This is a genomic window from Saccharopolyspora erythraea, from assembly GCF_018141105.1.
GTDB lineage: Bacteria > Actinomycetota > Actinomycetes > Mycobacteriales > Pseudonocardiaceae > Saccharopolyspora_D > Saccharopolyspora_D erythraea_A.
The window spans coordinates 5645570-5668000 of record NZ_CP054839.1 but is presented as its reverse complement, the minus strand read 5'-3'; the positions used below and the strand labels follow the sequence as shown (position 1 = coordinate 5668000).

Annotated in this window: 21 protein-coding genes; 12 read left to right on the top strand and 9 right to left on the bottom strand. The window is 70.8% G+C overall.

The window, feature by feature from the left end; all coding sequences use genetic code 11:
* The first annotated feature begins 82 nt into the window (after positions 1-82).
* The 3 genes from HUO13_RS25320 (at position 83) to HUO13_RS25310 (ending at position 2461) form a co-directional block, all read left to right on the top strand.
* Entirely contained in the window at positions 83-1165 is a 1083-nt protein-coding gene (locus HUO13_RS25320; protein ID WP_249124034.1) for a DUF4185 domain-containing protein, read from the top strand.
* A 173-nt stretch (positions 1166-1338) separates the two neighbouring features.
* A complete protein-coding gene (locus HUO13_RS25315; protein ID WP_249124033.1) occupies positions 1339-1797 on the top strand; it encodes a DUF6010 family protein in 459 nt (152 codons plus the stop codon).
* 19 nt (positions 1798-1816) lie between these two features.
* Positions 1817-2461 carry a GOLPH3/VPS74 family protein gene (locus HUO13_RS25310; RefSeq protein ID WP_211897550.1) on the top strand — a complete coding sequence of 215 codons (645 nt, stop codon included), beginning with the start codon at positions 1817-1819 and terminating at the stop codon, positions 2459-2461.
* A 56-nt stretch (positions 2462-2517) separates the two neighbouring features.
* Here the strand turns inward: HUO13_RS25310 and HUO13_RS25305 are convergent, their stop codons facing one another.
* From HUO13_RS25305 to HUO13_RS25295, 3 genes are all read right to left on the bottom strand, one after another.
* Positions 2518-3669, bottom strand: coding sequence for a M20 family metallopeptidase (locus tag HUO13_RS25305; protein ID WP_211897549.1), 1152 nt, complete (start codon positions 3667-3669; stop codon positions 2518-2520).
* Between the two features lie 40 nt (positions 3670-3709).
* Positions 3710-5254 (bottom strand): AbgT family transporter, encoded by a 1545-nt coding sequence (locus tag HUO13_RS25300; RefSeq protein WP_432757771.1) that lies wholly within the window; start codon positions 5252-5254, stop codon positions 3710-3712.
* A gap of 282 nt (positions 5255-5536) precedes the next feature.
* Positions 5537-6109: a TetR/AcrR family transcriptional regulator gene (locus tag HUO13_RS25295; RefSeq protein WP_211903134.1), complete on the bottom strand. Its 573-nt coding sequence runs from the start codon at positions 6107-6109 to the stop codon at positions 5537-5539.
* A gap of 228 nt (positions 6110-6337) precedes the next feature.
* On the opposite strand from HUO13_RS25295, the gene HUO13_RS25290 reads away from it, so the two are divergent.
* Genes HUO13_RS25290 through HUO13_RS25280 form a run of 3 tightly spaced genes read left to right on the top strand, consistent with a single transcriptional unit; the run spans position 6338 to position 9907 of the window.
* Complete coding sequence (locus tag HUO13_RS25290) at positions 6338-6790, top strand: (2Fe-2S)-binding protein (RefSeq protein WP_211897548.1); 453 nt, start codon at positions 6338-6340, stop codon at positions 6788-6790.
* The gene (locus HUO13_RS25285; RefSeq protein WP_211897547.1) at positions 6777-7736 is read left to right on the top strand and encodes an FAD binding domain-containing protein; all 960 of its coding nucleotides are present in this window, start codon (positions 6777-6779) and stop codon (positions 7734-7736) included. Before HUO13_RS25290 ends, HUO13_RS25285 begins: the two co-directional genes overlap by 14 nt.
* Positions 7736-9907, top strand: a complete 2172-nt coding sequence (locus tag HUO13_RS25280; RefSeq protein WP_211897546.1) for a xanthine dehydrogenase family protein molybdopterin-binding subunit — start codon at positions 7736-7738, stop codon at positions 9905-9907. The genes HUO13_RS25285 and HUO13_RS25280 overlap by 1 nt, the downstream gene beginning before the upstream one ends.
* A 44-nt stretch (positions 9908-9951) precedes the next feature.
* Here the strand turns inward: HUO13_RS25280 and HUO13_RS25275 are convergent, their stop codons facing one another.
* The 3 genes from HUO13_RS25275 to HUO13_RS25265 are packed head-to-tail and all read right to left on the bottom strand — an operon-like array spanning position 9952 to position 12897.
* Positions 9952-10464, bottom strand: a complete 513-nt coding sequence (locus HUO13_RS25275; RefSeq protein WP_211897545.1) for a methylamine utilization protein — start codon at positions 10462-10464, stop codon at positions 9952-9954.
* Positions 10461-10958 (bottom strand): MauE/DoxX family redox-associated membrane protein, encoded by a 498-nt coding sequence (locus HUO13_RS25270; RefSeq protein WP_211897544.1) that lies wholly within the window; start codon positions 10956-10958, stop codon positions 10461-10463. The genes HUO13_RS25275 and HUO13_RS25270 overlap by 4 nt, the downstream gene beginning before the upstream one ends.
* 37 nt (positions 10959-10995) lie before the next feature.
* The gene (locus tag HUO13_RS25265; protein WP_211897543.1) at positions 10996-12897 is read right to left on the bottom strand and encodes an ABC transporter ATP-binding protein; all 1902 of its coding nucleotides are present in this window, start codon (positions 12895-12897) and stop codon (positions 10996-10998) included.
* 298 nt (positions 12898-13195) lie between these two features.
* On the opposite strand from HUO13_RS25265, the gene HUO13_RS25260 reads away from it, so the two are divergent.
* Positions 13196-13366 (top strand): SflA family class IV lanthipeptide, encoded by a 171-nt coding sequence (locus tag HUO13_RS25260; protein WP_009943505.1) that lies wholly within the window; start codon positions 13196-13198, stop codon positions 13364-13366.
* A 100-nt stretch (positions 13367-13466) separates the two neighbouring features.
* Positions 13467-16061 (top strand): class IV lanthionine synthetase LanL, encoded by a 2595-nt coding sequence (lanL, locus tag HUO13_RS25255; RefSeq protein ID WP_211897542.1) that lies wholly within the window; start codon positions 13467-13469, stop codon positions 16059-16061.
* A 55-nt stretch (positions 16062-16116) separates the two neighbouring features.
* Here the strand turns inward: lanL and HUO13_RS25250 are convergent, their stop codons facing one another.
* Complete coding sequence (locus tag HUO13_RS25250) at positions 16117-16437, bottom strand: GYD domain-containing protein (RefSeq protein ID WP_249124032.1); 321 nt, start codon at positions 16435-16437, stop codon at positions 16117-16119.
* A 160-nt stretch (positions 16438-16597) separates the two neighbouring features.
* Positions 16598-17350 carry a LysR family substrate-binding domain-containing protein gene (locus HUO13_RS25245; protein WP_211897540.1) on the bottom strand — a complete coding sequence of 251 codons (753 nt, stop codon included), beginning with the start codon at positions 17348-17350 and terminating at the stop codon, positions 16598-16600.
* Between the two features lie 61 nt (positions 17351-17411).
* On the opposite strand from HUO13_RS25245, the gene HUO13_RS25240 reads away from it, so the two are divergent.
* Positions 17412-17810, top strand: coding sequence for a DUF5997 family protein (locus tag HUO13_RS25240; RefSeq protein WP_211897539.1), 399 nt, complete (start codon positions 17412-17414; stop codon positions 17808-17810).
* Here the strand turns inward: HUO13_RS25240 and HUO13_RS25235 are convergent.
* A complete protein-coding gene (locus HUO13_RS25235) occupies positions 17764-17979 on the bottom strand; it encodes a hypothetical protein (protein ID WP_211897538.1) in 216 nt (71 codons plus the stop codon). The genes HUO13_RS25240 and HUO13_RS25235 overlap by 47 nt on opposite strands.
* A 210-nt stretch (positions 17980-18189) precedes the next feature.
* On the opposite strand from HUO13_RS25235, the gene HUO13_RS25230 reads away from it, so the two are divergent.
* From HUO13_RS25230 to HUO13_RS25220, 3 genes are all read left to right on the top strand, one after another.
* Positions 18190-19095, top strand: coding sequence for a LysR family transcriptional regulator (locus tag HUO13_RS25230; protein WP_211897537.1), 906 nt, complete (start codon positions 18190-18192; stop codon positions 19093-19095).
* A 100-nt stretch (positions 19096-19195) separates the two neighbouring features.
* Complete coding sequence (locus tag HUO13_RS25225; protein WP_211897536.1) at positions 19196-20275, top strand: tartrate dehydrogenase; 1080 nt, start codon at positions 19196-19198, stop codon at positions 20273-20275.
* 517 nt (positions 20276-20792) lie between these two features.
* Positions 20793-22376: a BCCT family transporter gene (locus HUO13_RS25220; RefSeq protein WP_211897535.1), complete on the top strand. Its 1584-nt coding sequence runs from the start codon at positions 20793-20795 to the stop codon at positions 22374-22376.
* Positions 22377-22431 lie beyond the last annotated feature (55 nt).

Sequence of the window (22431 nt, the reverse complement as noted above, 5' to 3'; positions counted from 1 at the left end):
CGTGCCGACTCGGCGCCGAGTGTAGACGATAATGATTATCGTTACCATGTGCGGTCGTGCCGTCGAGGGCCGACAATCAGGAGTGGCCGTTTTCGCGCCCGCGGGTCGGCGGCGGATCGGCTCCTTCGCCGGGGCCGTCGTCCTGCTGAGCTGCGTGCTGACGCCGGTGGCCGTGGCGGAGCCGGTACCCCGCGTTGCCGAGGTGAGCGCGGTCGGCTGGGTGACCGGTGCGGAGTCGCCGAACCGCACCGACCTGCGGTTCCGGGTCCACGGAACGGACCTGGGGATCATGTGGGACGACGGTCGCGGCGGCGTGCTGATGGCATTCGGGGACACCTTCGGGCCCGGCGGCAGCGGTCACGGGACGCGGGGCGACCCGGACTGGCGGACGAGCGTGCTGGGTCGCGCCGCGATGGGCCCGCCGTCCGCCGGCCTGGTCATCGCGGACATGGTCCAGGACCCGCCGGGACGGGCGGTCGAGGTGATCCCCCGGGATTCCGCCGTGCAGGAGCACACGGTCAACCCCACGGCGGGAATCTCGGTCCGGGGTCGCGAGTACCTGCACTACATGTCGGTCCGGTCGTGGGGCGCTCCCGGCCACTGGCGCACCAACTACGCCGGTATCGCCTACTCCGATGACGGGGGCGCGCATTGGGCCAAGCCCGCGACACCGCGTTGGGACAATCCGGATGGAGGCAACGGGTTCCAGCTGGCGGCGATGGTCCGCGACGACCGGCACGTGTACCTGTTCGGGAAGCCGAACGGCCGGTTCGGCCCGGCCTCGCTGGCACGGGTGCGCGACAACGAGGTCCTCGACAAGGCCGCCTACGAGTACTGGGACGGCCTGGCCTGGCAGCCCGACGAAGCGCGCGCCGCACCGGTGTTCGGGGGCGCCGTCGGCGAGCTTTCGGTCGACCACCGCAGGGGGTGCCGGTGCTGGATGGCGATGTACCTCGACGAACTTCGCGCGGCGATCGTTCTGCGAACCGCGCCGACTCTCACCGGTCCGTGGAGTCCGGCTCGGGAAGTCGTGACCAGCCGTGACCATCCCGGCCTCTACGCGCCGTTCATCCACCCGGAAACGGAATCTCACGACGAGGTGTACTTCGTGATGTCGCAGTGGGAGCAGTACAACGTCCGCCTCATGCGCGTGCGGCTGGGGTAGTCGCCGGCCGGAATCCCTTGGTATGTGGCGATCGTGCCCGTTCCGGTCCTGGTTGGACGGCGCTAGCGTCGTGGCGTCACCAGACGGAGGTGCGTCTCCGGAACGGCAACGCCTTTGCCGGTCGGACGTGCGTGCCCTCCACTGACCTCACCCGGAGATGGCAGACCTCGACCATGATCGTCGTAACGGCAGTTCTGATCGGCGTCCTGTACGCGTTCGTCAGCTCGTTCGTCCCCGAACCGAACCGACGCCGGTTCAACGCCGTCATGGTCGGCGGCGCCGGGGCCGCCTACCTGAGCGGTGGTGGTTTCGGGCCTTGGGAGTTCGCCTTCGCGATCGTCGCCACCTACTGCGCTTACCGCGGGCTGGAGTCCTGGACGTTCATCGGCATCGCGTGGCTGCTGCACACCGCCTGGGATGCGGCCCACCACCTGTACGGCAACCCGATCATCCCCTTCTGCGAGCATTCCTCGCTGGGCTGCGCGATCTGCGACCCCGTGATCGCCGTGTGGTGCCTCGCCGGTGGTCCCTCGCTCGTCGAACCGCTGCGACAGCGGTTCTCCCGCAGCCGTCCGGCCGGTGACCACCACCACGCCGCCCTGAACGCGCGATGCGATCTCGCCGACGGCTGATCACTGCGAGGATGTGGCCATGTCCTCGCTTTCGCTACCCGAAGAGTTCGTGCTGTTGCTCCACAAGGACAACGGCGGCTACCACATGATGGCCGACTACACCGCGGGCGCCGAGCTCGGCGAGCTCGCGCTGCGCGGGCGTGTGGACCTCGCAGGCAAGAAGATCCGGATCACCGATGCGAGCCCGAGCGGCATCGCGTGGATCGACGACGCGACGGCCCTGCTGCGGAAGCTCTCCGGATCGGAGGAAAAGCCGGTCGATGCCGGGACGTTCTTCTGGCGCCGCAAGTCGCGGCGCAAGGTGCACTGCGCCGCTCTCAGCGAGCGGCAGCTGATGCGCCACGAGCAGAAGTCCGCGCTGCTCGTCTCGTACGACTCGTACTTCCCGGACATCGCCACGCGGGAAGCGCTGGTCGACAGGCTCCGCGCGGCCGGCCGCAACGAGTGCGAGCTCGACGACCGGCTCGTGATGCTGGTGGCGGTGGTGCGGGCGAGCGGGTTGGCCGACTCGCTGGGATTCGACCGGGAAGAGCGCACGCGGCTCAAGGCGATCAGCAAGGGGGAGGACCTCGGCGCGGTGGCCGGATCCGCAGGCCCCGCCGCCGCCACGCTCGCGACGATGGTGACCAGCGCGAACTGGATGAACGTGGCGACGATGGCTTGATCCGCTCGCTGACGCACCGTTCGGTGCGTCGCCACACCGGACGTGGACGGGCGGGGTCAGAAGTCGCGGAGGCGGCTGATGAGCCCCGCCAGCATGGCGATCTGGCCCGGCGACTCGCTCGGAACCACGTGTTCGTCGCGGGAGTGCGGGCCGGCGCCGACCGCGCCCAGACCGTCGAGCACCGGCTTTCCCAGCGCGGAGACGAAGTTCGCGTCGCTCACCCCGCCGACCGAGGTGCCCTCCAGCGTGCGGCCGATGTCCTCGGCGGCGGCGCGGGCGTGGTCGAACAGCCGCTCGGAGGGCGGGTTCGGGTTCATCGGCGGCCGGTTCCAGCCGCCGGTCACCTCGACCTCGATCCGGTCGTCGGCGACCGCCAGCGCCGCGAACCCGGCGTCGATGCGCGGCATTTCTTCCGGGTCCTGGATTCGGATGTCGATCTCGCAGCCGGCTCGCCCCGCCACCACGTTCCGGACGGTGCCGCCGCTGATCAGCCCGATGTTGATCGTGGTGCCGCGGTCGGGGGCGGCGAGCGCGGTGACGGCCGGGATGAGCTCGGCCAGCGCGTGGATGGCACTGGCCCCGGCGGCCGGGTCGAGCCCGGCGTGCGATTCGACGCCGCGCACCGCGAGGTCGAACAGGCCGAGGCCTTTGCGGCGGATCTTGGCCTTGCCCGCGCGGCTGGGTTCCAGCACGAGCGTCGCGGTGCTCTCGGTGCACGCCCGCTCGATGTGGGGGCGGGAGGAGTGGCTGCCGATCTCCTCGTCGCCGTTGAGCAGGAACCGCACCGACGGGTGCGGGATCTCCAGCTCGCGCAGGAGCCGCAGGGCCCACACGCCGTGCACGATGCCGAGCTTCATGTCCAGGCAGCCAGGAGCGGTGATCCGGTCGCCCTCGGTGGTGAACGGCCACTCCGCGAGTGTGCCCACCGGCCACACCGTGTCGTAGTGGCACAGCAACAGGACGGTGCCGGACGCGGTACCGGGCAAGGTGATGTCGAGGACGTCGCCGTAGTGGCCGCCGTCGTGGCGCTCCCGGGCCACCGGCTCTCCGAGACGTTCGGTGAGCCAGGTTCCGATGTCGGCGAGCCCGGCGTCCAGCGCCTGCTTGTCGTTGCTGGGGGTCTCGCTCTCGACCAGCCGGCGCAGGTCGGCCAGCACGTCGGGCAGCACGTCCCCGGCCCGTTCCACCAACGCTGTCGCGTCGTTCAACACTCGTCACCTTTCTTGTTGTTGCGTTTCGGGGTGCGCCTCAGCGCACCGGGGCGCCGGGGCCCAGCGGAACGCCGAGCGTCCACCACGCCATGAAGAACAGCATCCAGCTGACCAGCACGGCGAAGGAGATCGGGATGGTCAGCGACATCAGCGATCCGATCCCGGCGTCCTTGCGGTAGCGCTGCAGCATCCCGAGCGCCATCGCGAAGTAGGGGCTCATCGGGCTGATCAGGTTCGTCGCCGAGTCGCCGATCCGGTACACCGCCTGCGTGGTCTCCGGTGACACGCCCAGCAGCATGAACATCGGCACCACGACCGGGCCGACCAGCGCCCACTGCGCGGAGCCGCTGGTGATCAGCAGGTTGATGCAGGTGACCAGCGCGGTCAGGCCGAGCATCAGCACCAGCGGGTGCACGTGGGCGGACTTCAGCAGCGCCGCGCCGTGGATGGCGAGGATCTCGCCGATCCTGGTCCACTTGAAGTAGGCGAGGAACTGGGAGGCGGCGAAGAACAGCACCACCACCGGTGCGAGGTCGACCACGCCCTTGGCCATCGCACCGGGGATCTCCCGGGCGCGTGCGAGGCTGCCGGTGGCGCGGCCGAAGACGGCGCCGGTCAGCAGGAACACCAGGCCGAGCAGGTAGGCGACGCCGGTGATCACGGGTGAGTCGAGGATGCCGCCGCCCTCGCCGCGGAACGGCGAGCCGGCCGGGACGAGAACCGCCACCAGCACCGCCACGACGGCCAGCAGGGTGAGGCCGGCGTTGCGCAGGCCGCGCCGTTCCGCCGTGCTCAGCCGCATCTCGCCGAGCTGCTGGTCCAGGCCCTCGCCGTCGGCGGTCATGCCCTCGGTCCGCCTGGTGAGCACGAACTCGGTGACCAGGGTGATGACAACGGCCAGGAAAAGCGCCGAACCGAACGAGAAGTAGAAGTTGGCCAGCGGCGTCACCGAGTAGTCCGGGTCGATGAAGCGCGCCGCGCTGGTGGTCAGCCCGGCCAGGATCGCGTCGGTCGGGGTGAGCAGCAGCGATGCGTTGTAGCCCGCCGAGATCGATCCGAACGCGACCACCAGGCCGAGGATCGGGCTGCGCCCGGCGGCCTTGAACACCAGCGCGCCCAACGGGATCAGCACCACGTACGCGGCGTCGGAGGCGACGCTGCCGGTGATCCCCACCAGCGCCACGACGAACGTCAGGTACCTCGCCGGGACGCGGGTGACGCTGCCGCGCAGCATCGCGTTGAGCAGCCCGCTCCGCTCGGCCACCGACACCCCGAGCATCACCACGATGATCAGCGCCAGCGGCGGGAACTTCGCGAAGTTCTCCACCGCGTCGCCGATGATGGTCGACACGCCCTCGGCCGACAGCAGGCTCCTGACCCGGATGGTCTTCCCGTCCACTGGGGACACGGCGGAGGCGCCGAGCGCGCTGAGCACGCCGCTGAGGACCACCACCAGCCCCGCCATGATGGTGAACAGCCAGAACGGGTGCGGCAGCTTGTTCCCGAGGCGTTCGACCCCTTGCAGGAAGCCCAGCAGCAGAGCCATCGAACGCTTGCGACGTGCGCCGTCCGTCGTGGTCACCTGAGCTCCTCCCGCTCCGGCTCGGCAGCCCCGGTGCTGCGTTCGCAGCATTCAACGATCACGTGACGCAAACTGTCAATGGTTCACATCGCGGTGGTGTTTCTATTCGGTAGCGGCCGGTGCGGTGGGTGTACTGCCTTCTGCGTGGTGGAAGGTGTCGCACTCGTCGAGTGTCCGAATCGGCTACGCTCTCCACTGAAAATAGATCTCGTCCATTGCTTCAGGGCGGACTGAAATCAACTGGTCAGGCCAAAAGCCGGTCAGGGGAAGCGATGGCGCGGGTCAGTCCTGCGTGCGCATGCCGCGCCACAGCAGATCGGCGAGGTTCGCGGTCTGGTTCTGCCAGTCGCCGCCGGGGTCCAGGAACAGCAGGCCGCCCAGCCCGCGCAGCACCGTCTCCGGGTCCAGGTCGGCGCGGACTGTGCCTGCCTCGACGTTGGCTTCCAGCAGGGTGGCGACCGCGCCCACCATGGCCTCGTGGGCACTGGCGGGCAGCTCCCCGCAGGACGCCGTCGCGGCGCTGAGGGCCTTCGCCAGCCCGCGCTTGGTCATCATGTAGTGCGCCAGGTGGTCGCTGGTCCACACCCGGAACGCCTGTTCCGGCGGGTGTCTCTCGAGCAGGCTGGGCACGACCTCGACGAGGTGGCGCACCTCGCGCCGGTAGACCGCCAGGATGAGCTCTTCCGGGGTGGGGAAGTGCCGGTACACGGTGCCGACGCCGACCCCGGCCTGCTTCGCGATGGCGTTGAAGGACAGCGCGCCGCACCTGGTCAGCGACTCGGCGGCCGCGGTGAGGATGCGTTCGTGGTTGCGCCGGGTGTCCGCGCGCCGCGGGCTGACCGATCCCGTCGACATCATCCCTCCCCGGTCGTCGCCTCGTCCCCCTGGAATGTAATGCACGGCGGCGCTGGAGCCGGGACAGCGCCGCGACCTGGGCACTTTGCGAAGCGGATAATAATCCACTAGCCTCGGAGCCGAAACGGATGACTATCCGTTCGACTCGGCGGTGGGCCGGACGGAGCGCTCCCACCACTTTGACACCGCCAGGTTTCCGACGCGGGCGATCCGCGGAAAAGAGATCCAGTGGACATCTCACTCGAAATCAACGGCAGGACGGAACAGCTGAGCGTCGATCCCGGTGTGACGCTGCTGGACGCGTTGCGCGAACGCCTCGACATCACCGGGCCGAAGAAGGGCTGCGACCGGGGCCAGTGCGGTGCCTGCACGGTGCACGTCGACGGCAGGCCCGTGCTGTCGTGCCTCACCCTGGCCGCGACCGTGAAGCAGCCGGTGACCACGGTCGAAGGGCTCTCCTCGGAGGAGGGCTTGCACCCGGTCCAGCAGGCGTTCGTCGACCAGGACGCCCTGCAGTGCGGGTTCTGCACCTCCGGGCAGGTCATGTCGGCGGTCGCCGCCGTCAGGCAGGACGTCGAGGACGTCCGGGAGTTCATGTCGGGCAACCTCTGCCGCTGCGCGGCCTACCCGAACATCGTCGCGGCAGTCGAACAAGCGAGGCAGGCCGATGCGACCCTTTGACCTCACCGAACCCGCCACCGTCGAGGCCGCCCTGGCCGAGCCCGGCACGTTCCTGGCCGGCGGCACCACGCTCGTCGACCTGATGAAGCTCAACGTCCTGACACCGCAACACGTTCTGGACATCAACGCGCTGCCGCTGCGCGGCATCGACACCGGTGACGGCCTGCGGATCGGCGCACTGGAGCGGATGGGCGACGTCGCCGAGCACCCCGGCGTGTACCCGGCCATCTCCCGCGCCCTGCTGCTGAGCGCCTCGCAGCAGCTGCGCAACATGGCCAGCATCGGCGGAAACCTGTTGCAGCGCACCCGTTGCACGTACTTCCGCGATGTCGCGACTCCGTGCAACAAGCGGGAGCCGGGCAGCGGTTGCCCCGCGATCTCCGGGGCCAACCGGATGCACGCCGTGCTGGGCACCAGCGACGCGTGCGTGGCGACGCACGCCAGCGATCTGGCGGTGGCCCTCGTCGCGCTCGACGCCGAGGTCCGGCTGGTCAGCGCCACCGGCGAGCGCACCGTCAAGCTGGCCGACTTCTACCGGCAGCCGGGCGGCACCCCCGATGTGGAGAACGACCTGCGCGACGGCGAGCTGATCAGCGAGGTCGTGGTCCCGCGGCTGGACTGGGCGTCGCGTTCCACCTACGTCAAGGTGCGGGACCGGCAGTCCTACGAGTTCGCGCTGTGTTCGGCCGCGGTGGCACTGGACGTCCGGGACTCGCGCATCGCCGGCGCCCGGGTGGCGGTCGGTGGTGTGGCGACCGTGCCGTGGCGGCTGCCCGCGGTGGAGGAGGCGCTGCGCGGCGCGCCCGCGACCGAGGAGTCCTTCGAGGCCGCCGCGTCCGCGGCGGCCGACGGTGCCCGGCCGTTGTCCGCGAACGGTTTCAAGGTGCCTTTGCTGAAGCGGACCGTCGTCCGCGCGCTGCTGGAACTGACCGAGGGGAGCCGCTGATGACCAGCAGGCTTGACGGCCCGGCGAAAGTCACCGGGCAGGCCAGGTACGGGGTGGACCACAACCTGCCCGGCATGGTCCACGGATACGTCCTGCTCAGCACGATCGCCCACGGCGAGATCGCGGCCATGGACGTCGCCGAGGCCGAGCGCGCTCCGGGCGTGCTGGGCGTGTTCACGCCGTTCAACCCGCTGGAGCTGCGCACTCCGAGCTCCCCGCTGTTCGGCGAGACGTGGGTTCCTCTGCAGGACAAGGAAGTCGCCTACTACGGCCAGCCGATCGGCTTCGTGGTGGCGCAGACCTACGAGCAGGCACGGGACGCGGCGATGCTCGTCGAGGTCTCCTACCACCAGCGGCCGGCCCTGACCTCGCTGGAGGACGGGCTCGGATCGGCCGAGGACGCGCCGGAGGACCGGGGTTCGCCGCCGTCGCTGACGGTGCTCGCGGACGGTGTGGAGTCCATCGAGGACGCGCTGTCGTCGAGCCCCGTCGTGTTCGAGGCGACCTACAGCACCGCGACCCAGAACCACGCGGCGATGGAACCGCATTCCGCGGTCGCGGTGTGGGACTCCGACGGCCTGACGGTCTACAGCGGCAACCAGGGGGCCCACCTCCAGGCGGCCGAGCTGGCCGGCGCGCTCGACGTCGAGCCGTCGTCGGTCCACGCGGTGAACCCCTACGTGGGCGGGGCGTTCGGCGGCAAGGCCCGCACCTCCGCGCCCGCGTTCCTGGCGGCGGCCGCGGCCAAGGCCCTGGACCGGCCGGTCAAGGCGGCGTTGAGCAGGGAACAGGTCTTCACCGCGACCGCGACGCGTCCCGCGACGGTCCAGAAGATCGCCCTCGGGGCCCGCACCGACGGCACGCTGGTCGCGTTGCGCCACGACTCGTGGTGCAGCACCCCGATGGACCGCTCGTTCGTCGAACCGACCTCACACGGCACCTCGCGCGAGTGGTACGCCACCGAGAACCTGGCCATCAGCCAGAAGATGGTGCCGCTGAACGTCCCGCCGACCACGTTCATGCGCGCGCCGGGCGAGGCGCCCGGGTCGTTCGCGCTGGAGAGCGCGATCGACGAGCTCGCGGTCGCGCTCGGCATGGACCCGATCGAGCTGCGCCTGCGGAACAACTCGACCGCACCCCCCGGCAAGGATCTGCAGTGGTCGAGCAAGCACCTCGACGAGTGCTTCCGGATCGGGGCGGACCGGTTCGGCTGGGCGAACCGCACACCGCGCGGTCGCACCGACGGCGACTGGCTCGTCGGTCTCGGCACGGCCACCGCCATGTTCCCGGCGCTGCGGTTCCCCGCCACGGTCGAGGTCACCCTGCGGGCCGACGACACCGCCGTGGTCGCGACCAGCGGGTCGGACCCGGGAACGGGCCTGCTGACCGTGCTCTCCCTGGTGGGCGCGGAGTCGCTGGACATCTCGCCGGAGCGGGTCGCGCCGAGGCTGGGCGACTCGGCGTTGCCGCCCGGGGGCCTGTCCGGTGGCTCGACCGCCACGGCGAGCGTGGGCTCGGCCATCATGATCGCCGCGACCGAGGTGGTCGACGAGCTGGTGGCCCTGGCCTCGTCGCCGGGCGCGCCGTTCGAAGGCATGGAGGTCACCTACGAGGACGGTCGCGTGCTGGCCGGTGGCCGGTCGATGACGTTCGGCGAGCTGCTGCGGGCGGTGAACCGCTCCTCGGTCGCGGCGACCGGTTCGTCGGCCCCCGGCGAGGAGTTGACCAAGCACTCGTTCAGCTCGTTCGGTGCCCAGTTCTGCGAGGTCCGGGTGCACCGGTGGACGCGCGAGGCGCGGGTTTCCCGCATGCTCGGCGTGTTCGACGCGGGCCGGATCATCAACGAGAAGGCGGCTCGCAGCCAGATCATGGGCGGCATGATCTGGGGCGTGTCGGCGGCGCTGCACGAGGGACTGGAGATCGAGGAGAACGGCAGGCTGGCCAACGGTGACTTCGCGAGTTACCTCGTGCCGGTGAACGCCGACATCTCCGATGTGGACGTCCACTTCGTCCAGTACCCGGACACGCTGCACAACTCGGTCGGCGCGAAGGGAATCGGCGAGGTCGGCACCGTCGGCATGGCCGCGGCCGTCGCCAACGCCATCCACAACGCCACCGGCGTCCGCGTCCGCCACATCCCCATCGTGATCGAGGACCTCCTGGAGCAGTGACGGCCGCCGGTACCGCCACGAGCCCGGGCTCGTGGCGGTACCGGTTACGTCGCAGGAGGACGCAGGGCGTCGGCCCGCGACAGCAGTTCCTCCAACTGCTCCGGCCGGCTCGCCCCACCCTGCGCCAGCACGATGCCGCGGCCGTCGGTGACGACCGCGTAGGGCGGCCCGGGAACGTCGTTGGCGTCGAAGACGCCGGGACCGGTCACCAGCGGCAGGTCCACGTCGTGCGCGGCGAGGTGCGCCCGCATCTCCGCCGGATCGGCGGCGCTGACCAGCACGACCCGCACCCGCGCGGAGACGCGGACGAACTCGGCCAGCATGACCCGGCAGTGGCCGCACTGCGGTGAGATGAACCCGAACAGCACCCGGTCGGCTCCCGCGCTCAGCGATTCCACGGGAACACCGACGTCCAGGCCCGTTCCCGGTGTTGGGCCGTAGGGCGCGGGTGCGGGCCGCTCGGCGGAGATCCGCTGCCGCATCAGGGCGATGACCGCGGCGGAGTTCAGCACGGCGAGCAGCGACAGCAGCAGGAGCACCGCCCATTCCGCGGTCATGCCGACCTCCTGGTGAACGAGACCAGGGTCGCCGAGAGGAACACGGTGACCAGCATCAGAACCGCGATCAGGAGGTGCGCGGGGCGGAAGGGCGGGGCCCCGGGCAACGCCGCGAGCACGGCCAGCGCGAGGAGCAACGCCGTTCGCACGACTGTGCCGGGACCGACGATCTCCTCCGGGCCGGCCGCCCGGAAGCAGCCGCAGTCCACGCGGAGCCCTCGGCGGAGAACGCCGAGCATGCCGGCGAGGAAGGCGGTGAGGAGCACGAGCGACAGCACTGCTCCCCAGAACCGGGTTTGCGGCCACACCAGAAGAATCGCGCCCAGCAGCTCGCCACCGACGACCGTTCTGGCGGCGGTGCTGGTCCAGGACTCGGGCAGCATCCGGTAACCGGCGATCGCACCGGCGAACCCGCCGATGTCGGTGACCTTGCCCAGCGCTGCGAAACCGAGCACGGCGGCCAGCGCGTAGGCCGCGGGGGAGGAGAAGATCATCGTGCCCCCGCGGGGTGCGGTGTTCGCGGGTGACACCTCATGCGGGGCGCGCCTCGCGTTCCCGGTAGGCGGCGGCCTGCAGCTCGTAGAGGCGGGCGTACTCGCCGCCGGCCAGCACGAGCTCGGCGTGCGTGCCCTGTTCGCTGACCCGTCCCCGGTTCAGCACGTAGATGCGGTCGGCGTAGCGGACGCTGGAGAGCCGGTGCGTGATGAGCAGGACCGTGCGACCGTCGGCGTGCCGCCGGATCCGCTCGAACAGCGCGTGCTCGGCCCTCGGGTCCAGTGCCGAGGTAGGCTCGTCGAAGATCATCAGCTCCGCGTCCCGGTAGAACGCGCGCGCGATGGCGATCCGCTGCCACTGTCCGCCGGACAGCTCGTGCCCGCCCTGGAACCGGCGGTCGAGCAGCGTGTCGTAGCCACTGGAGAGCCGCGCGACCACCTCGTCGGCACCGGATGCCGCCGCCGCGCCCGCGAGCCGATCGCCGTCCAGCGGGCGGCCCATGGTGATGTTCTGCAGCGCGGTCAGCGGCCACCGGGTGTGGTCCTGGGCGATCACCGATATCCGGTCGTGCAACGCCTTGCCCGAGATCGCCGCGATGTCGGCGCCGTCCCAGCGGACCACTCCCGAGTCCGGCGTGTAGAGGCCCGCGAGCAGCTTGGCCAGCGTGGTCTTGCCGGATCCGTTCTCCCCGACCAGCGCGACGACCTCACCGCGGCCGACCTCGATGCTCACCTCCGACAGCGACGGCGCGCCTGCTCCCGGGTAGGTGAAGCTGACCGACTCGGCGGTGATCCGCCGGAATCCTTCCGGCGCCGCGGCGCCGCGATCCGCCGGGACCCGCCGTTGCGCGAGCTCGCAGAAGTCCAGGTAGTCACCGAAGTAGAGGCCCGCTTCGTAGAGCTTGTTCACCGCCTGCACGAGCGCGGCCAGCGACGTCTGGCTCGCGCGGATCGTCAGGACCGCGGTGCCGACCACGGCGAGCGGGACCATGCCGGCCGCGAGCATGCCGCCGAGCGTCGTGTAGACGGCACCGAGCGCGACACCGCCCATTAGGTCGCCGGCCACCCTGGTCCTGGTCCGCTGCCGGGCGACGTCGAGCTCCACCCGCTGTTCGACATCGGCGATCCGGTCGTACTCGGCCAGCAGGAACCCGCGCAGCGTGAAGGCGCGCACCTCGGCGGCGGGCGGCCGCTCGGCCATCAGGTCGGAGAGCATGAACTTGCGGCGCCGCGCCGTGGACACCCGCCGGAAGGCCGCGTAGCGCATCCGGGCGGACCGCAGCGCCGCCCACCCGTCCGGTACCGCGGTGACCAGCAGCAAGGGCATCAGCAGCGGGTGCAGCACGCCCAGCGTGACAGCGGCCGACAGGACGCCGATGACGCCGGTGAGCACGTTGACGGTCATCTCGACCACGGTCGCCGAGTCCGGCACGCCGTTGTCGCGTGCCCGCTGCATGGAGTTGTGGAACTCCTCGTCGTCGAACGCGGTCAGCTCCACCTCGGTGGTGAGCCGGAAGAGCCTGGTCTCGGCGAGTCGCTCCACCTGCGGTTTCAGCCGTTCCTGGGCCCATCCGGCGCCGGCGAGCAGCGCGGCGCGCAACCCGGCCGCGGCGGCCACCACCAGCAGCGCGGGCAGCGCCGCGAGCACCCTGTCGGTTGTGGGGCCCGCGGCGAACAGCGACTCCAGCACCCCGGTCGTCGCAAGCAGGCCGAAGGCGGTGAAGAACCCGGCGACCACGTTGAGGCCCAGCGTGGCGGCGGTGTCCAGCCTGCTGGCCTGCCACGCGACCCGCAGCGCGCCGGCGACCAGCGCCGGCAGCCGCCGCGCCATCGTCAGCAGGCCCGCCGACAACAGCTCCTCGTCGTGCCACTGCCAGTACGGCACGACCAGATCGGACGGTTCGGCCGCCGGTTTTCTCCGGCGGAGCAACGACTTCATCGAGAAAGCCCGGTTTCGCACGGCCAGTGCGCACCAGACGGATCACACCCCATCACAGGCGAGAAACTAGACGACCAATGCAGTTGTGTAAACGTCCTTTATTCGTCCATTTGGCTCTAGGTGAACCAGGCTCGCTGTGCCAACAATTCCAAAGGTTCGCCGACGGCAGCTTCCGGGCCTGGGGGCCCGCCAATGGCCGTTCGCCGTGCAGAACCTGGGGGTGCACGCCGAAGAATCCGCACGCACCTCCGTCGTCCCAGCAGGGATTGCCCACGAGGCACCCGGAAAGGAGAACGCCATGTCCGCGCTCACGCTGGAGCCCCGCGACGCGGGAGTTCTCGAACTCGACGACGTCGCCGTCGACTTCGAGACCGAGCTGAAGGAAGTCCTGCACGGCCCGCAGGCGTGCGTGAACACCTGCAAGCGCACCGTCTGCAGCAGCTGGCCCTGCTGTCCTTCCATCGTCTGATTCCGACGCGAACGGCAGAAAGGCCGCTTTTCGCCATGGCGGCCTTTCTGCCTCGCGTGCTCGCAATTTCCGAGCTGCTGCGAATGCGGGAGGACGATCAATGGACACGGCCGTGGCCGTTTCGGATTCACCGGATCACGTGATCGAGGCGATCACCGAAGCCGCGACCGCCGCCTGCCGCGAGGTGGCGGTCGACGAAACCTGGATCAGCGTGCGCAAACCCGGGTTGGACATTCCCGCGCAGGGCTGGAAGCTGCACGTGTCGGCGCGGCCAGGCACGCTGGCCGAGACGCTGGACCGGGTGCTGCCGCTGCTGCTGTCCCGGGACTGCGACTTCAAGGCGGCCAAGTCGGTTGCGACGCTGCGCGAGCTGAACTCCGGTGACCTGGACCCCGGTGCGGTCGGCAAAGCCCTGACGGTGTACCCGCCGCAGACGTCCGTCGTGCGGCTCGGGAACGAGCTCGCCGAGGCGTTGGCCGGCATGTCCGCACCGAGGATCGCCAGCGACCGCCGCGTGCGGCGCGACGCACCGGTGTACTACCGCTACGCGCCCTTCCGCCCGCAGTTCAGGGTGGATGACAACGGCGACTTCGAACTCGTGGTGATCGGGCCCGACGGTCAGACCGAGGCCGGTGCGGCGGGGCCCGAGTACAGCTGCCCGCCCTGGGCCACCGACCCGTTCCGGCCGGAGCCGGCGGCGGAAGCCGGCCGGACCGCCGAACCCGCCCACACCACGCTGGGCGGCCGCTACCGGCTCACCTCCGGTGTCATGCGCGGTCCGCGCGGCAACGTCTACCGCGCCGTGGATCCCGACGGCCGCCAGGTCGTGGTCAAGGAGGCCCGGGCCTACGTCAGCGAGAACGTCAACGGCATGGACCTGCGCGGGCAGATGCGCAACGAACGCCGCATCCTGCACGCGCTGGAAGGGGTCGAAGGAGTCCCCGGACTGATCGACCACTTCCGCCACGGTGAAGACGAGTACCTGGTCACCACCGACGCGGGGACCCGCGACCTCAACCGGTTCGTCGGCGAGCACGGCCTGTTCTTCGACGAACCCGGCGACACCGGCCGCGATCTGGGCCTGCTGGCGGAACGGCTGCTCGCCGTCCTGGACGCGGTGCACGAACGCGGCGTGGTCGTCCGGGACCTGTCACCGAAGAACATCGTGCTCGACGACGACGGGCGCTGCACGCTGATCGACTTCGGCAACAGCCGCTACGACGGCCTCCAGATCCCCGGCTGGACGCGCGGCTACAGCGTGCCCGACCAGCACACCGAACGGCCCGCCGAACCCGAGGACGACTACTTCTCGCTGGGCGCGACGTTGTTCTTCGCCGCGTCCGGGATGAACCCGGTCGCCATCGACCCCGACCCGGTCCGCAACCTCGAACGCACCCTGATGTGCCTGACCCGGCTGTACCCGGACGCCGGGACCGGGGTCCGCGCGCTGCTGCCCGGGCTCCTGAGTCTCGATCCGGCGGAGCGCGGCGCCGCTGTCGCCGACATCCGCGCGGGCCGGCATCGCGGCGGTGCCGTCGCCGTGCGGGGCTCGCGGCCCGCGCCGCCGAAGTTCTCGCCCGACCTGCTGGAATCGGCCTTGCGGCACACGCTGCGGGAATGCGCCGGGTTCGCGACGAAGCTCATGGCGGACTCGCCCGACCCGGACCGCGCCGATCCGCCGGTGACCAACGTCTACAGCGGTTCGGCCGGGCTCGGCATGGAACTGCTGCACCACGCGGAGTCGGAGGCGGTCGCGGCCGACCTCGCACGGTGGACCGTCCGGATGACACCGCCCGCGCGGTTGCCCTCCGCGCTCTACTTCGGCCGCACCGGTACCGCGCTCTACCTGGCCACCGCCCGCCGCATGCTCGCACCCGACCTCGCGCCGCCGGAGCGGATCGAGCTCGGCGACCGGGAGCGCGGCGACTACATCCACGGCGTGGCCGGGATCGGCGCCGGGCACCTCGTGCTGCACGACCTGGCGCCCGGCGAGGGGCACCTCGACATCGCCTCGGAGTGCGCGCGGCGCCTGCTCAGCGGCGACGTGACCGACGCCGAGGATGTGGCCCCACCGGCGCAGCCCGGTTCCGGTGTGGCGCTGGAAGCCGGTTTCGCGCACGGCACCGCGGGAATCGCGTACTTCCTGCTGGCACACCACCTCAGGACGGGTGACCCCGCCTCCGGCGAGGAGGCCGGGAAGCGGTTCGGCGCCCTGGCCGCCGAGGCGGAGGAGCTGGTCGCGGTCATGCGGCGCCCGGCGGCCCGTCCGATGGCGGCGTCGTGGTGCCAGGGCATGTCCGGCATCGCCTCCGCCCTCGCATTCGCGGGCAGGGCTCTCGGCGACGACCGGTTGCTCGCGCTGGCCGGGGAAGGCGCCCGCGCGTGCATGGTGCTGGCTCCCCAGGCGTGGGTCGTCTCGCAGTGCTGCGGGCTGGCCGGCATCGGCGAGGCGCTGATCGACGTGGCGATGGTCACCGAGGACGACGAGTTCTGGCGCGGCGCGGAGGAGGTCGCCGAACTCATGCTGTGCCGCAGCGGCGGCACACCGGAGCGGCCGTCCTTCGCGGGCAACTCGCTCGACAGCGCCAGCGGCCACTGGGCCACGGGGTCTTCCGGGGTGCTGTCGTTCCTGCGCCGTTTGCGCCGGCGCGAGGGTGCCCGGCTGTGGAGCGTCGACTGGACCCCGCCGCGGTGAGCAGCACTTCCCGGTCCGCGGACCACGACCGTCCACAGTGGTCTGCGGCCGGGCATCACCCGCCCGGCGGCCGGTACTCGAACTCCTTCGCCACCGCCTCGTCGATCTCACCGGGCGTCAGCAGGACCACGGTGTCGGACCGAACGGCACCGCTGCCGGTGATGGCCAGCCCGACGGACGCGGCCGAGACGTTGTCCGGCAGGTCGACGACGACGTAGACGTCGTAGTCGCCGAAGGCGAAGTAGAACGACTCCACCTCACCGCCGAGCCTGGTGATCATGTTCCGCACGGCGTCCACCCGACCCGTGCCGCCTTCTCTGAGCACACCCTTGACACCGTCGGTGGTGTAGGCCGCTCGCACCAGGTACTTGGGCACTTCGATCACCCCACAGCCCGTGGACTCCTGGCGTGCCGCATGGCTAGGAGAAGCGTCCAGCTCGGGGCTCCGACGGCGGAAGAGTCCAAAGGACCCTCCGAACGGTGCCGGACCGGGGCGTCGCCATCTGCCCGGCGATCGGAACCTCGTACGCCGGTCGCTACGAGCGGCGGCGCGGCTTCCCGCGGTTGCCGCCCTTGGGACCACCGCGGCCTGGTTGGTGCTTCCTGCCGGCCGGTTTGCGGGCGGGCTTCTTGCCCTCCCCTTCGGGGCGCTTGCGCTTCGCCGCTGCTTGGGTCGGCTGACTCCCGCGGGTGCTGTTGACGGTCCGCCCCCGGACGATGCCGATGAACTGCTCCACGAGGTCGGTGGTCTCGTCCTCCAGCCACGACAGCGCGACCCGAGACTGCGGGGTCCCGGTGACCGGCCGGTAGGTGAGGTCCCGGCGGTGGTGCAGCCGGGCGAGCGACTGCGGGACCACGAGCAGGCCCACTCCGGCAGCGACCAGTTCGATGGCGTCCCCGGTGGTGGCGGGGCGTTCGACCGCCGGCCGTCCGGGCGGCTGCTCCCAGTCGAGGGTGTCGTCGAGGGGGTGCAGCACGACGTCGTCGGCCAGGTCGTCGGGCGACACCTCGTCGGCCGCGGCGACCAAGTGGTCCTTCGGGACCACCACGACGGTCGTCTCGGTGTAGAGGGGGATCGCGTGCAGGCCCGTCCGGTCGGCAGGGAAGCGGAGCAGCACCGCGTCGGCTTCGCGCTCCCGCACCACGTCGGCGGCTTCGGCGGCCGACACCTGGAGGAGGTTCAGCGGGACCTCGGGCAGCCGCTCGTTCCACTTCCGCACCCACTTGCCGGGGGTCACCCCCGCGACGTAGGCGAGGGTGAAGGAGGGGGATTCGTCCGAGCCGGCCACCGGGCCAGGTTACCGGGCGTCACCGCAGGTAGCGCGCACCCCGGTCGATACCCTCTACGGCATGACGTCGCAGAAGACCTCCCAGACGATGAAGCCCGCGACCGCGGCGAAGAAGCTCAACGTGTACCTGGAAGCCACCCCCGCGGAGTTCCAGGAGGGCGTGGTCTCCCGCGACGAGCTGAACGCCTTGCAGGCCGACCCGCCGGAGTGGCTGCGGGAGCTGCGCCGCAACGGACCCCACCCGAGGCAGGTCGTCGCGGCGAGGCTGGGTGTGTCCATCGGCGGTCTCACGCGCGGCGGGATCACCGAACCCCTCACCACGGACGAGATCAACGCGCTGAAGGAAGACGGCCCCGAGTGGCTGGAGCGGGAACGCGCCACCCAGGCCGACCACCGCAGGGAAGTGGCCCGCGTCAAGGCGAAGAAGGCGGAGTCGAGCGGCTCGCATCCCTCGAGGTGACGGCGGCCGAGCGCCCCGGGGAGATCCGGTCGGCGAGGGCCCGCCTGGCGCGGTCGATGTCCACGGCCTCGTCCCACTTCGGGATCGCCAGGGTCGCCACGGCGCTGTCGTAGAAGTTGACCAGCGCGCGGCACTCGGACATGAACTCGTCGACGCCGAAGATCAGCATGATGACCCGGCGCGGACTGCGCCGAAGCGGTCAGGGCGATGAAGCCGCCACCGGCCACGCTCGCGGCGCCGTCGAGGTTGACGCTTGTAGCCAGTGGGCAGCGCCAGGCCCACCGTGGCGCGGGCGGCGCCCATGAGCGATAGGTTCGCCTTATGAATGGCGGCCTACCTGGGCTGATCCAAGCCCGCCCGTACCGGAGGCAGACCGACGATGGACGCACGCCGACTTGAGTACTTCCTCGCGATCGTCGACCACGACGGCTTCGGGCGCGCGGCGCAGGAGCTGCACATCGCCCAGCCCTCGCTGTCGCAGGCCATCGCCGGCCTGGAACGCGAGCTCGGCGTCCGGCTCTTCCACCGCATCGGCCGCGGTGCGGTGCTCAGCGACGCGGGCAGGGAGCTGATCGCACCGGCCCGCCAGGTCCTTCGCGACCTGCGCACGGCCCGCGCGACGATGGACTCGCTGAAGGGCGTGCGGCGCGGCCGGGTCGAGCTGGTGACGATGCCCTCGCCGGGCATCGAGCCCCTCGGCACGCTGACCCGCCTGTTCACCCGGCGGCATCCCGGCGTGACGGTCGGCGCCGACGCCGCCTTCACCCCCGAGGAGGTCGTGCGCAAGGTCCGCGAGGGCGTGTGCGAGCTCGGCCTGGTCGGCGCACCCGGCAGCGTGCAGGCCCCGGGCGTCGACGTCATGCCGCTGGAGTCCCAGGACTTCGTCCTCGTCGGCGCGAGCGACGTGGAGTTCCCCGCGGGGAACCCCGTGCCGCGCACGGCGCTGGCGGGCGCTCGGTTGATCGTCTCGCCTCCCGGCAGCCTGATGCGCCGGATCGTCGACGAGGTGCTCGCCTCCGGCGCGGACCTGGAGATCGTGGCGGAGGTCGCGCACCGCACCTCGATCCTCCCGCTGGTGACGCAGGGGGTCGGGCTGGCGGTCCTGCCCGCGGCGTGGGCGCCGCTGGCCCGCCGGGCCGGGGCCCGCGCGGTCCGCATCGACCCTCCGGCCCAGCTGCACGTCGCCTTGATCAGCCGGTCCGCCCCGCTGACACCGGCCGCGCGCGCCTTCCTCGACGTGGCCCGCTCCTACACGCCGGTCGACCACCTCGAACAGCCGGGATAGCCACAACCTATGGACCGGATCGGAAGCGCGTGTTGGACGCCCGGTTCCCGCGGGTCTTCACTCGGGGTGAGGAGAGCCGAACCCACCAGGGAGTGACCCGATGTCAGCACCGCGCACGTTCAGGATCGCCGCCATCCCGGCCGACGGCGTGGGCGCCGAGGTCGTCGCCGCCGGACGTGCCGTTCTCGACGCGCTGGCCCGGTCCTCCGGCGGGGCCCTCGCCTTCGACTGGACGGAGTTCCCGTGGGGCTGCGGCTACTACGAGAAGACCGGCCGCATGATGGACGAGGACGGCCTGAAGGCACTCGAGAAGTTCGACGCCGTCTACTTCGGCGCCGTCGGCTGGCCCTCCGTCCCCGACCACGTCAGCCTGTGGGGGCTGCGGCTGCGGATCTGCCAGAACTTCGACCAGTGGGCCAACGTGCGGCCGGTCCACTTCCACCCCGGCGTCACCTCCCCGCTGCGCAAGGCCGACGACACCGCGCTGGACTGGGTCGTGGTCCGCGAGAACAGCGAGGGGGAGTACGCCGGTCTGGGCGGGCGCAACCTCTCCGGCCGCGGTCCGGGCAACGAGGTCGCCCTGCAGACCGCGCTGTTCACCGAGCGGGGCTGCGAGCGGATCATCCGCTTCGCCTTCGACCTGGCCCGCACCCGGTCGCGCAGGAAGGTCTCGTCGGTGACCAAGAGCAACGCCCAGCAGTACGGGATGGTGTTGTGGGACGAGGTCTTCGCCCGCGTCGCCGGGGACTACCCCGACGTGGAGACCGAGAGCGTGCTCGTCGACGCGATGTCGGCGAAGTTCGTGCTGCACCCCGAAGACCTCTCGGTCGTCGTGGCCTCCAACCTCAACGCCGACATCCTCTCCGACCTCGGCTCCGCGCTCGCCGGCAGCCTCGGGCTCGCCGCCAGCGCGAACCTCAACCCGGAGCGCCGGTTCCCGTCGATGTTCGAGCCCGTCCACGGATCGGCACCCGACATCGCGGGCCAGGGCCTGGCCAACCCGATCGGCGCCATCGGCAGCGCCGCGCTGATGCTCGACCACTTCGGACTGGCCGACGAGGCGGCCCGGGTGCACAAGGCCATCGAGCGCACCACGGCATCGGGAGTCCTGACCCGGGACGTGGGCGGTACCGTCGGCACCGATGAGGTCGTGGCGGCGGTCATCGAACACCTCGCCTGACGCAGAACCACAACTGGCCCTCGAGTGCGTTCACCACGCGCTCGGGGGCTTTTCGCATGTGCCGCACTCCGGTTCCGAAAGCAGCGGAGGTGCGAATACGACTTCCCCTTCGCACCGGCTCCACCACGCCGTGCGCTTCTCAGACGGGCGGCGCCGTATCCGACGCGCACTTGTCGTGGTGACCGCCGCGACGGCAGGGCCCCCACGGGCGCGTCGTCGTGATCTGCCCAAGGGTACGATCCGGGGCCGCGTACTCCGCGGCCGAGACGGGCCGCACGCAGCACGACGCGATGCCCGTCGTCGGCATCCTGCGTGACCTCGGGGTTCGTTGCGATCCGGTCGGCGAGCGCCGACCCGGTTCCGGAACCCCGTCAGGAGCAGAATCCAGCCACCCCGCCGACGTGCCCGTGTAACGGCATGACCTCGGCTCCCCGATCCCGGTTCCCGGCAGGCGGCGCAACGCGTCCTGCCTGGCGCCGCACCGGGAACCCACCACGTCCGAACCTGGAGTCGAACCATGGCACGAGCCACCGCCACCACCCGGCGACATACCACCTCACCGCCGCTGGGCAGCGTCTTCTACGCGTCGGTCACGCTCTGCGGCCTGTTCGTGCTGTGGGCGACGCTGTTCACCGAGAACCTCAACGCGGTCACCTCCGCCGCACTGAACCGGGTCACCGGTGAGTTCGGCTGGGTGTACCTGGTATCGAGTCTGGGCGTGCTGGGCTTCCTGATCGTGCTGGCGGCCAGCAGGTTCGGCCGGATCCGCCTCGGCGCCGACACCGACCGCCCGGAGTTCGGCACGGTCAGCTGGCTGGCGATGATCCTGGCGGCGGTGATGGGCATCGGCCTGGTGTCCTACGGGGTGTCCGAGCCGATCAACCACTTCGCCGAGCCGCCGCACGGCCTGGCGCAGCCGGGCAGCAGGCACGCGGCCGTGGTCGCCTTGCAGTACTCGTTCTTCGACTGGGGCCTGCACGCGTGGGCGATCTTCGCGGTGTTCGGCATCGCGCTCGGCTACTCCACCCACCGCAAGGGCCGCAAGGGACTGGTCAGCCCGATGCTGCGTCCCGTTCTGGGCAGGCGGGTCGACGGCCCGGTCGGCAAGGCCGTCGACGTGCTGGCGATCTTCGCGACGCTGTTCGGGACCACCACGTCGCTGGGACTCGGTGCGCTGCAGATCAACGGCGGGCTCAGCCGGGTGTTCGGGATGCCGGCGGGAACCGGAACCCAGGTGCTCGTCATCGCCGTGGTCACGATCCTGTTCACCATCTCGGCGATCACCGGTCTGCACAAGGGAATCCGGTTCCTGAGCGAGAGCAGCATGGGGCTGGCCGGGTTGTTGTTCGCCTTCGTGCTGATCGCCGGACCGTCGGCCTTCGTGCTCAACCTGTTCGTCGAGTCCATCGGCCGCTACGTCGGTGACTTCGTGCCGATGAGCCTGCGAACCGGGAGCTCTGGCGAGCTGGCGTGGATGCAGAACTGGACCTACTTCATGCTGGCGTGGTGGATCTCGTGGGGCGCTTTCGTCGGGGTGTTCCTGGCCCGCATCTCGCGCGGCCGCACGATCCGCGAGTTCGTCGTCGCCGTCATCGGCGTGCCCAGTGCGGTTTTCTTCCTGTGGTTCAGCGTCTTCGGCGGCTCCGCGATCTTCCAGGACGCTTTCCGCGGTGGGCACGTGGCCGGAGCCGCTGCCCAGGACTCGAACAACGCCATCTTCGCAATGCTCGAAGCCTTCCCCTGGCCGACCGCGACCTCCTCTGTCGCCATGGTGCTGGTCCTGCTGTTCTTCGTCTCCGGCGCCGATGCGAACACCTTCGTGCTGAGCATGTTGTCCTCGGACGGCGAGACGAAGCCCCGGGCAGCGGTGCTGGCCCTGTGGGGTGGGCTCACCGGCGTGACCGCCATCGTGCTCCTGGTCGCCGGTGGGCTGGAGGCGCTCCAGCAGACCGTGATCATCACTGCGGCGCCGTTCGTCGTTCTGATGGTCTGCCTCGCCTACTCGCTGTGGCGCGAAGTGCGCGAGGACCCGTTGTTCGGGCCGGCGCCCGAACCGGCCCGAGCGGAGCGGGAAGCCGAAAAGCCGGTTCCCGTGGCGTGATCCGGTAGGTGTTCACCGCGTGCTCCTGCGCAGCGGCCCACGACCGGGTGGGTCG